The following is a 9,714-nucleotide window of genomic DNA, read 5'->3' as shown; positions in this document are numbered from 1 at the left end:
GTGCCACACCGGCGGTGCGGCTGTTCGCGTAGGTGAGTCGTTCCAATGCCGTGGCGGCGGTGCCGAACGCCGCGACGGGATGCCCACGGTGCGGATCGGCCAGCAGCGCGTCGGCCAGGCATCCCAGTGCGAGGCCGACCGCACGGGCGCGGAACCTCGATGCAGACACCACGGCAGCGTCTCACGAGCGGCACTCGTCCGTCGTTGCGCCTGTCTAGCGCGCCCAGGAATGGGTAGGTGATCTCCAGAAGGCGCACGCTCACAACGCTCGGAAGGTCGAGACATGGAACAGCAGAACATCCCGCCATCCACGCCGAAGGACGCCACGAAGGCGACCGAGGAGCAGCGCGAACTGCAGGAGCAGCTCGACCACCGCAATGACGACCCGGAAGCACCGGGCCGGCACCAGGATCGGCACCAGATCGCCGACGAGACCTAGCCTTCAAGCGCCCTCGGTGGCTCGATGCTGAACCGCCGAAGACTCCCTGCCGCGGCGGGTTGCTCGAGTGGTCACGGCTTCCGGCGATGTCTCGATCAATGTCGGACCAACAGCAGTGAGCGGTTGGCGTCGCCGAGGACCGGATGGTAGTCCGGCCAGACGAGTCGGGCGACGTGTTCGGCGTCTGCACTACCAACTACCGCTAATCGGATTGAGTCACTATGGATCTCGTCGCGTCGCGTCCCTCCCTGGCGTGCGGCAACGGTTTGCACCTGAACGTCTGGATAGCGTCGCACCCAGCTATCGACTCGCCTATCGATCAGGAGGACCGGCGCCCTGCGAAGCCGCCCCTCCTCCATCGCGCGGTGCACGACCGCGTCATTGTCAGGCTCGTCGTTTTGCACAACAGCGATCCAACCGCTGTCTGGCTGTGGCGCGCCGCCGGACCGGACGATCGCTACCGGGCAGTGCGCATGCCGGGCCAGCGCGGCCGCGGTCGAACCTAGCGGCAGCCGCGCGCAAGGTCCCTTTTCCTCTGATCCGACGCACACCATCGCCGCCCGGCGGGATTCATCGATCAGCACACAATCGGGACGCCCGCGCACGATGGCGGTTTCGACTTGGACCGGCCGTCCCATGTCTTCGATGGTCATCTCTGCGCGGTATAAAGCCGATTCGGCGTGTTCGACGTCCCACGGACGGTCCTCACCCGGCGGGCGGCGCTCGTGCCCGGCGGCGCTGACGTTTACGAGGCGAAGGGGCACGCCACGACTGACCGCCTCGTCCAACGCCCAGCTGGCGGCGTCAAGTGCGGCTTGGGAGCCGTCGATGCCAACAACCACCGACTTTGCGCCTTGCGGCTGCGTCAAGACCATCGTGGTTTGTGCTGGTTCAGTGGCCTGGTCCATGTCCTGCGCGCCGATCTATTTAGAGCATTATGTTCCTCTATATTAGCATCGCGTTGCCTCCGCCGACAGCGCCCGCTTGGGGATGACGTCGGCCAGCGTGGCCGAAGTCGTGACGTCAGGAATCCGTGGGTGCGCTTGGCGACGAGTGACGCTTCAGGCTGGAAGCATGTAGCGCCTGTCGATGGCGTCGCGGACCAGGCGCCGACTCTCGGTCGAGTCGAGGTGAGAAGCGTGCTCGACTGCGACGACCTCGCGCGCGAGATCCGCATCCTTGATGACCCTGCGCAGCCACTCGGAAACGTCGCCTCTGCGGAGGTGAAAGAGCCAGGTGTCGTCGTCCACTCCGGCAGCGATCTCGCAGAACGAGAACAGGTTCTGCGCCCGGAGATTCATCAGGGCGCCCGGCCCACGGAAGAAGAAGCTTTGGGGTCCGAGATTGCCCTCTGCGTATTTCCGGAGATGCCGCAGGCGCTCGGACCGGGCGGGAACCATCGCTGCGGTGAACGGGTCGCCACCGGCGCTGCGCTGCCACACCACCACCTCATTGCGGTTGGTGTCTGCCACCGCCGCGCGGGGTGGGGCCATTCCCAGGGCCGCCGCGAACTCGCCGAGCGTGGCCTCGGGCGACGGGCCGACCGCCACAGCGGTGTCCATCATTGCCAGGATCGATGGTGAGACCTCACCCGGTCGATAAGTGATCAGGATCGTCTCGCCGAGGCGCTGCGGCAGGGTGGACGGCGCGAATCCCCACTGAGCGGGCAAGAGGTGATGAACCTCGTCGATGAGAAGCCAGTGCGGGCGTCCCGTGCGCGCGCGCAGCGCTTGCAGCCGCGGGAAGAGTTGGGAGAAGAAGTCGGGGCGCTCCCGCAGAGGCATCCCGAGCAGGTTCACAACGACCTGGGCCTCGGGGTCCCTGAGTCGCTCCAAGATCTCGCCTATGTGAGGCGCGCGCACCCGACTGCCCACGGTGACGATCTCGTCCAGCGTGCTGTAGTCACCCTCGGGATCGATGATGCACAGCTGGTAGCTGCGGTCGATCAGTCGCTCGATGAGCCCCGTCGCGAAGGTGGACTTGCCTGTGCCCGACGGTCCGGAGACGAGGATGTTGCAGGAGTAGGGCGGGAACGTCACCGGGGTGCCGTCGCGCCGCACTGCCAGCTCGACGAGGTCTCCGGTGCCTCCCGGGGTGCGCCCTGACAAGTCTGTGGTGATCAGCTCCTCTATCAGCTCCGCCACGCCGCTGCCGTCGGAGCCGCGCGTGCAGAAGTCGACCTTCGCCTTGAGGGCGGCAACGGCGTTGTCCACCGCGACCGAGCATTCGCAGATCTCAAGGAACGAATGGTCGTTCTCCGCGTTGCCCACGCCGACGATCTCGTGCGTGGAGAGCCCAATCTCGCGCAGGGCCGCCTGCAGACCGCTGCCCTTGTTCACGCCGGAGGGCAGCACCATGACCGCGCCGCCATTGAAGATGATCTGGAGCTCCAGGCCCAGGTCGCGGATCGTCTCGAGGACCGCAATCTCGTGTGGCCGTCTGGTCGCCACGATCGCTTGGCCCGTGATGATCGGTTCAACCCCACGTCGCGCGCGCTCGCGCGCCAACTCCGGCGAGCGGGGCGGGCACAGCACGGTCGTCTGACGCGTCGACGGCGAGTACAGAACGGCCCCGTTCTCCAGCACGACGCAGTCGAAAAGCGCCATGCTGGCGCACGCGGCTTCGAGCTCCTCGAACGTCCTGCCGGTTACCAGCACCACCCGACGCCCCGACGATCGAAGCCGTTCCAACGCCTCTTCGACCTCCGCGCTCAGCGCCCCTGACCCCACCAGAGTGCCGTCGTAGTCGGCCGCCAACGCGAGATACCGCATCTGTCCCTCCTTCTCTATCCTCCCACTCGGCGGTGTCCTGACCAGCGAAACCCGGATTCTTTGGCTGTGCGACACGATTGGCGGCGGGTTTGCCCCCACCGCCGCGATATCGCACACCGCTGTGTCCCCTTCCAATCCCGCTCAGCGGCCATGTTTGCTGCTGCCCGACGGTGATCCAGGCGGGGCTGCAGTTCCCACCACAAGAGGCGGTTTGCCGCACTGGCGGTGCTGGCCGTTTCGGCTCACCGCTTACAGAAGGTCCCATGAACAACGGCACCGCACAGACTCTCCGCCGCTCCGCCTCAATTGGAGTCGGCGTCAGGTTTTGATCGTCGAGTGGCGCCGTTCACCCTCGTGCCAATTGGCCAGCAGCCGCAGCGCCGTCTCGTCGGCCGACCCGGATTCGGTGGTGTAGACGATGAGCACCTGATCCGGGTCGCCAGACGGGTTGAGCGCCTGGTAGTTGACGGTGAGATCGCCGACCAGTGGATGGTGGTAGGCCTTGGTTCCCGTGGTCCGGCGCTCCACGTTGTGCTTGGACCACCAGGACCGGAATTCGACCGACCGGATGGACAACTCGCCGACCAGTGCCGAGAGCTTCTCGTCATCGGGGTAGCGACCCGCGTCCAGACGCAGCATCGCCACGGTGTCAGCGGCCACCTCGTTCCAGTCCGCATAGAGCTCACGCGCGTGCGGATCGAAGAAGACAAACCGTGCCTGGTTGCGCAGCGGGGCAGGCAGTTCACGGAACTCGGTGATCAGCGCGCCCGCCAACCGGTTGTGCGCGAGCACATCGAGGCGCCGGCCCAGCACGAACGCCGGCGACCATACCTGGTCGAAGACCTCCAGCAGTCGCAGCGTCGCCAGATCCACCGTCTGCGGCCGGGACCGCCGTTTGCGTTGCGCAGGTTGCGGCTTGGCCAGCAGGTGCAAATGTTGAAGCTCGGCGTCGTTGAGTTGCAGCGCGGCGCCCAACGCGTCGAGCACATCGGCAGACGCGCTGCGGCTGCGGCCCTGCTCCAGTCGTGTGTAGTAGTCAACACTGACCCCGGCCAGCCTCGCCAACTCCTCGCGCCGCAGACCCGGCACGCGGCGACGCGAGGCCTGCCCTTCCAGTCCCGCGTCCTGCGGGGTGAGTCGGGCACGCCGCACGCTGAGGAATTCGGCCAGCTCAGTTGGCTTCCGTTCACTCATGTCAGACAGTCTGCCGTGCCGCGGCCTCGCCGTCGGTGCTTAAGGTGGCCCATCTTGTCCCCCGATAGGTCGGGCCAGCTTGACCCTGCAATAACGCCGTTCGGAGCTGTTGTCTCGGATGCACACATCAACCGCTCTCGAAGGGAACGACCCACATGTCCACAGTCATCACCACGACCCCGCTGGCAGGCCGCGTCGCCATCGTCACGGGTGCCTCCAGCGGTATCGGTGAGGCCACCGCGTTCCGGTTGGCCGCCCTCGGCGCCAAAGTCGCCGTCGCGGCACGCCGCTCCGACAAGCTCGACGCTCTGGCGGTGCGCATCATCGCTGCCGGTGGCACCGCGCTTGCCCTACCGCTCGACGTCACCGACCGGTCGGCCGTCAACGCGGCCGCGCGGCAGGTTGCCGATCAGCTCGGGCCGGCCGACTTGGTCTTCAACAACGCTGGTGTTCAACTGGTTTCACCGATCGACGACGTCAGGTTCGACGACTGGCAGCGGCAGATCGATCTCAACATCACCGGCGTGATGAACGTCATCGGTGCGTTCGTCCCGCAGCTCATCGGTTCCGCCGCGGACGGCAAACCTGCCGACCTCATCACCACCTCCTCGATCGCGGCCACCCGGGTACTGGAGAAGTTCTCCGTGTATTCCGGGACCAAGGCCTACATCAGCCAGTTGACGAGGCTGCTGCGTGTCGAACTCGGCCGAAAGATGGTGCGGGTCTCGACGATCGAGCCGGGGATGGTGGACACCGAACTGCCGGATCACGTCACCGACCCCGACGCCACCCGGTTGATGGCAGACCTCATCAACGACATCGACGTGCTCACCGCGGCCGACGTCGCCGAAACCGTCGCATTCATCGCCTCGGTGCCCCGCCACGTCAACCTCACCGAAATCACCATCCTGCCCACCCAACAAGCCGTCTAGCGAAAGGAACACCCCCATGAACACCAAACCGAAGACAGTCCTGATCGTGGGCGCAAGCAGTGGGATCGGCGAAGCCGCCGCGCTGCGCCTCGCCGGCGACGGTCACCGGCTCCTCCTCGGCGCCCGACGCACCGAACGGCTCGAAGCCTTGGTCGGGCGAATCGAGGCCGACGGCGGGACCGCGTCGTTTCGCCGTCTGGACGTCACCGATGCGGCTAACGTCCAACAATTCGTCGCCGACGCCACCAACACCTACGGCGGATTGGACGTCATGATCAACAACGCCGGCGTCATGCCGCTGTCGGCCCTTGCGGAAGACAAGGTCGACGAATGGAACCGGATGATCGACGTGAACATCCGCGGTGCGCTCCACGGCATCAGCGCCGCCCTTCCCGTGATGCGGAGTCAAGGAAGCGGACACATCGTCAATGTGGCCTCCATCGGCGCCCACGAGGTGGAACCCACCGCGGCCGTGTACTGCGCCACGAAGTTTGCGGTCTGGGCCATTTCGGCGGGGCTGCGCAAAGAACAATCCGGCGGCATCAGGGTCAGCGTCATCTCCCCGGGAGTCACCGAATCAGAACTCGCCGACTCGATCTCAGATGCACAGGCCCGCGACGCCATGCGCCAATATCGGGCCCTTGCCATTCCCGCCTCGGCGATCGCCGACGCCATCGCCTTCGCCATCGCGCAGCCCCCCGAGGTGGACGTCAACGAGATCATCGTGCGGCCGGCCGCCAGCACACACTAGTCAGGCACAGCCGAACCGACATCCAAGAGTGCTGATAGGTCTCCGTAGCCACACCTCTCTCGACCTGGCGGACACCCGAGAGCAACACCCCTCGAGTCGGACAACCCTGACCGGATTCCAGCGAACCGCCGTGCTGCCTCAAGCCACGGACGAAGAGGATCGTCTTCTGCCCCGACGGGGCCAAGAAAACGGCTGGCCATGACGATCGAACTTGCGGCTATCGACAACGACTGACAAAGCGCTCTGTCGGAATGCGACAAAGTGCGGCGACGTCGTTGTCTGTCTTTGGCAAACGCCGCGGCGGTGATCCACACCATCATGGAGACAACCGATGATCGAGCTGCGGAGGTGGGTGATGGTCGGCACCGAGCGGATCGATGTCACCGCGGCTGATCGGAGCACTGCCGGGCGAATCGCGGCGGCCGACCGCCCTGTACCTTCCGCCGCCAGATCCCGAAACCGACTCGTCGAGAGGGGATTTCGATGACACACCACGGTCCACCCAATCAACCCGGGACTGCGCACTCGCGGGCTAACGAAGCCGACATGGACACCTATACCGTGCGCCTGCCCCGGTGGCCCAGTCTGCTGCGCCTGTTGGGCCGCGATCCACTGGTCCGCACCACCGATCGGGTCGAGGCACTGGTCTCGGTGCTGACTGTCGTGGTAACGCTCCTTGCCGCGCCGATCGCCGCGGCGATCGGTACCGAGGTTTATGACTCCCGCCGCGATACCTACGCCGAGCTGGCCCCTACCCGCGACACCGTGACCGCGACGGTCACCGACGTCCCTGCCTCCCAACAAGTCTTGGGCACCACGGTAATCATGGTGCAGGCCCGATGGTCGGCCGCCGGCACTGAGCACACCGGCGCGGTCAAGGCACCATCGACCGTTGAAGCTGGCGACCCCGTTGAGATTTGGGTCGACGACAACGGGGCGCAGGTCCCGGCACCAACCCCGACCACCCGCGCCGCAATGGAGGCGGTGACGGTCGCACTCGTGATCTGGGTGGGCTTCGCTGCCGCGGCGACGTCCCTGTTCGCCCTCACCCGGGCAGCTTGTAACCGTGTCCGCTCCACCGGATGGCAACAGGACCTCGACAGTCTGGTCGGCCAGGGCGACGGGCGCCCGACGAACAAGCCCTGAAAGGTCGACCAGACCGGTGACCATCCCTTCAAACGATTGGGACATCACCTCAAAATGATCAGCACCGAACCGGGCGAGAACGCCCACAATCGGTTGAGAGGAAGGCCCATGTCTCCTACGTCTCCCACTTTCGTCGCACTGAACGACCAACTCATCAAGGCCCACCGCCGGATCCGTGAACTCGAAGCTGAGCTACTCGCCCAAGACGCAGCCCTCTGCGAACTCACTCACAGTTCACGCGCGCTCCGACGTCGAACTGACATCGAACACGGTGCAGATCTCGCGGCGCACTCACAGGCAGCCGCCGGCCGCCCTGCCCGTGGAGCGTTTATTGGCCTGCGTGGCGTCGCGGATCGGGCACCGCTCTGATGGCGAGGAATCCGGTCGGTTCGCGTGTCAGCCGCTCGTAGTCGTCGGAGTTGATTTCGGCCGCCTCGGCAGTCGGTCGCGGTTCCTGGAGCCGCTCGATCAGGAAGCCGGCTTCGAACAGTTCCTCGCAGGTCTGTTCGAGTGGAGCTAGCCAATACCGAACCCGCCAGCCACGACTCCAGACTTCCTCGATCACACGCACGTCGAAGTAACTTCCGCCATGACGGAGCCAGTCACCGGCGGGATGCTGTCTCGAGAGAACAAGCGCGCCTCCGGGACGGAGCACCCGCCGAAGCTCCGCCAGCGCGCGGATCCTGTCGTCGACGTACTCCAATGCCAGTGCGAACAACACCAGGTCTACGGAATAATCGGGCAGCCAGTCGAGAGGATCGGCGAGGTCGTGAACGCAGAACCGTCCTGAGGGAACTCTTTGTGCGGACAGCTCAGCCATGCGTGGACTCTGGTCAAAGCCAATCACCGCGGCGCCGCGTGCGGTCAGCTCCTCGGCGTACAGCCCAGGACCACAGGCCGCGTCCAGCACCGTCAACCCCGCGACATCCCCCAACAGCGAAAGACAAGCTGGCCGATCGTAGTGAGCGTTGAACAGATTGTTGCGCGCGTGATCGAGGAACTCGTCGGCGAACACGTCATATTGCGGATGCGATCCAACGGCGTCACTCACGACGCCATTCTGGCAAATCAAGGCCGCACCGTGGCTCGAGGCGACGTGCTGCACCGGCGGCATCGGCGGCATCGGCGTGAACAGACACCCCTCATCACCTTGGAGGCATCACCAGCTAGCACGAACGGGGGTTTCGCCGGGGTCATCGGTAAACTCGGTCAAGGCTTTGACCTTGAAAGACCTTGGTGGGCGCGGAGGGGATCGAACCCACGACCGCTGGTGTGTAAAGGGACCGGAGAAAGTGCACCTGTGTTCGAGTGCGTCACATACGTGCAGGTAGGTGCACCGACGGTGTCAACTGCGTAGTCCGCTGTGCATCGCCGTATGTGCGCGTCTTGGCAACTTGGCGGCAACCTGGCGAACACGCATTCGAGCCACGCGGCGCACAATTACTCGCCTTGCTCGGCCCCGCCTGCGAAGTCGGCCCACAGGTCAGGGTGTGCGTACGGCAGAACCAACCAGTGCAGGTCTTGCACGCTGTCGGCGCTGCCCGCCGTGCCCAGCGCCTGCATTCGGGTGTGGTCGGAGATCAGGGCCATCTCCGCGACTCCGGCGACGCGCACCAGCTCTACCGCGACGGGTTCGCCATCGACGTCCAAGGGTGACCCGAACCGGCCTCCAGTCGACGGTGCGGCGGCAACGTAGAACCCCGCCTGCTTCTCCTGGTCCACGTCGGCGGGGTCACGGCTGACCGGGCCTAGCGCTGGTTCGGCCCAGTCACTGTAGTCGCCCCAGAACGGCTTGAGGTCATGTCCGTACGCCTCGGCCTCGGCAATCTTTTCGTGGTGGTTCTTGGACACCGTGAGGTGGGGTTTGGTTCGGCCCGGCCGGGCAGGATCGAGCTGCGGCGGTAGCTCGACGCTCGCGGCGTTGCCCTCCCACGCGTGCACGGCGGTGTCGTAGAGAACGGTGGCGCGGGCGAGTTCCTCCTGAGCGAGGATCAGCAGCGACCGGGCACGTCCGGGCGAGTCGTTGTTCAGCAGCACGTGCGCGTCGTCTATCAGCGCCACCACATTGGCCATCAGTGCCCGCCAGTAGGCGCGGGAGTTCTGGGCGGTCAGCCTCAAGGTCATGCGCCCATGATCGGGCATGTGGCCGACACGTTCGCACGACACCCGCACGGCCTGTGCGTCAGCCGGTGAGCATGTTGCCGCCAGCCCCGCCCAGCGCCCCGATTGCGACCTGCGACAGCGCACCGGCCAGCCAGAGCCCGACCTGCTTGGCACGGCTCCGTTCCTCCTCGGAGCGCGACTCGTCGTCGGCGGCCGCTTGGAACGCGACGATCAACCGTTCGACTTGGGCCTCCGGCGTCGGCCACTGCCCGGCGACTCTTAAGGCGGCGCTGGTCGGCTTGCCAACCATGATCCAGACCGTCCGGTCCACGCTGACGACGTTCGGCGCGGTGATTCAGAGCTACGTCGATCAGGGGG

10 protein-coding genes are annotated in these 9,714 nt (G+C 65.7%); 4 read left to right on the top strand and 6 right to left on the bottom strand.

The window, feature by feature from the left end; translation table 11 throughout:
* Positions 1–283 precede the first annotated feature (283 nt).
* Complete coding sequence (locus ACRDUX_RS03245; RefSeq protein ID WP_526410969.1) at positions 284–439, top strand: hypothetical protein; 156 nt, start codon at positions 284–286, stop codon at positions 437–439.
* Positions 440–534: 95 nt separating this feature from the next.
* Here ACRDUX_RS03245 and ACRDUX_RS03240 read toward each other — a convergent pair whose 3' ends face one another.
* The 3 genes from ACRDUX_RS03240 to ACRDUX_RS03230 all read right to left on the bottom strand — a co-directional run bounded on the left by ACRDUX_RS03240 (position 535) and on the right by ACRDUX_RS03230 (position 4,404).
* Complete coding sequence (locus ACRDUX_RS03240; protein WP_526410967.1) at positions 535–1,347, bottom strand: universal stress protein; 813 nt, start codon at positions 1,345–1,347, stop codon at positions 535–537.
* 153 nt (positions 1,348–1,500) lie between these two features.
* Positions 1,501–3,210, bottom strand: coding sequence for an HAD-IIB family hydrolase (locus ACRDUX_RS03235; protein WP_526410965.1), 1,710 nt, complete (start codon positions 3,208–3,210; stop codon positions 1,501–1,503).
* Positions 3,211–3,528: 318 nt separating this feature from the next.
* On the bottom strand, positions 3,529–4,404 hold the full coding sequence (locus ACRDUX_RS03230) for a helix-turn-helix domain-containing protein (RefSeq protein ID WP_526410963.1): 876 nt from the start codon (positions 4,402–4,404) through the stop codon (positions 3,529–3,531).
* Between the two features lie 155 nt (positions 4,405–4,559).
* On the opposite strand from ACRDUX_RS03230, the gene ACRDUX_RS03225 reads away from it, so the two are divergent.
* The 3 genes from ACRDUX_RS03225 (at position 4,560) to ACRDUX_RS03215 (ending at position 7,233) form a co-directional block, all read left to right on the top strand.
* Entirely contained in the window at positions 4,560–5,336 is a 777-nt protein-coding gene (locus ACRDUX_RS03225) for an SDR family oxidoreductase (protein WP_526410961.1), read from the top strand.
* Between the two features lie 16 nt (positions 5,337–5,352).
* The gene (locus tag ACRDUX_RS03220; protein ID WP_526410959.1) at positions 5,353–6,087 is read left to right on the top strand and encodes an SDR family oxidoreductase; all 735 of its coding nucleotides are present in this window, start codon (positions 5,353–5,355) and stop codon (positions 6,085–6,087) included.
* Positions 6,088–6,633: 546 nt separating this feature from the next.
* On the top strand, positions 6,634–7,233 hold the full coding sequence (locus tag ACRDUX_RS03215) for an Rv1733c family protein (protein ID WP_526410957.1): 600 nt from the start codon (positions 6,634–6,636) through the stop codon (positions 7,231–7,233).
* A 328-nt stretch (positions 7,234–7,561) separates the two neighbouring features.
* On the opposite strand, the gene ACRDUX_RS03210 is transcribed toward ACRDUX_RS03215, so the two are convergent.
* The 3 genes from ACRDUX_RS03210 to ACRDUX_RS03200 form a co-directional block, all read right to left on the bottom strand.
* Positions 7,562–8,284 carry a class I SAM-dependent methyltransferase gene (locus tag ACRDUX_RS03210; RefSeq protein WP_526410955.1) on the bottom strand — a complete coding sequence of 241 codons (723 nt, stop codon included), beginning with the start codon at positions 8,282–8,284 and terminating at the stop codon, positions 7,562–7,564.
* Between the two features lie 389 nt (positions 8,285–8,673).
* A complete protein-coding gene (locus ACRDUX_RS03205; protein ID WP_526410953.1) occupies positions 8,674–9,357 on the bottom strand; it encodes an AbiV family abortive infection protein in 684 nt (227 codons plus the stop codon).
* Positions 9,358–9,415: 58 nt separating this feature from the next.
* Positions 9,416–9,667 (bottom strand): hypothetical protein, encoded by a 252-nt coding sequence (locus ACRDUX_RS03200; RefSeq protein ID WP_526410951.1) that lies wholly within the window; start codon positions 9,665–9,667, stop codon positions 9,416–9,418.
* Positions 9,668–9,714 lie beyond the last annotated feature (47 nt).

It is taken from the genome of Mycobacterium sp., from assembly GCF_050701675.1.
Classification (GTDB): Bacteria; Actinomycetota; Actinomycetes; order Mycobacteriales; family Mycobacteriaceae; genus Mycobacterium.
The sequence above is the reverse complement of the archived record's forward strand: the minus strand, read 5'-3'. Positions and strand labels throughout refer to the sequence as shown.

Excerpts from the sequence above, each read along its gene's own strand:
- ACRDUX_RS03230 (WP_526410963.1), bottom strand. The coding sequence starts at position 4,404 with ATGAGTGAACGGAAGCCAACTGAGCTGGCCGAATTCCTCAGCGTGCGG.
- ACRDUX_RS03225 (WP_526410961.1), top strand. The coding sequence starts at position 4,560 with ATGTCCACAGTCATCACCACGACCCCGCTGGCAGGCCGCGTCGCCATC.
- ACRDUX_RS03240 (WP_526410967.1), bottom strand. The coding sequence starts at position 1,347 with ATGGACCAGGCCACTGAACCAGCACAAACCACGATGGTCTTGACGCAG.
- ACRDUX_RS03245 (WP_526410969.1), top strand. The coding sequence starts at position 284 with ATGGAACAGCAGAACATCCCGCCATCCACGCCGAAGGACGCCACGAAG.
- ACRDUX_RS03220 (WP_526410959.1), top strand. The coding sequence starts at position 5,353 with ATGAACACCAAACCGAAGACAGTCCTGATCGTGGGCGCAAGCAGTGGG.
- ACRDUX_RS03235 (WP_526410965.1), bottom strand. The coding sequence starts at position 3,210 with ATGCGGTATCTCGCGTTGGCGGCCGACTACGACGGCACTCTGGTGGGG.
- ACRDUX_RS03205 (WP_526410953.1), bottom strand. The coding sequence starts at position 9,357 with ATGACCTTGAGGCTGACCGCCCAGAACTCCCGCGCCTACTGGCGGGCA.
- ACRDUX_RS03215 (WP_526410957.1), top strand. The coding sequence starts at position 6,634 with ATGGACACCTATACCGTGCGCCTGCCCCGGTGGCCCAGTCTGCTGCGC.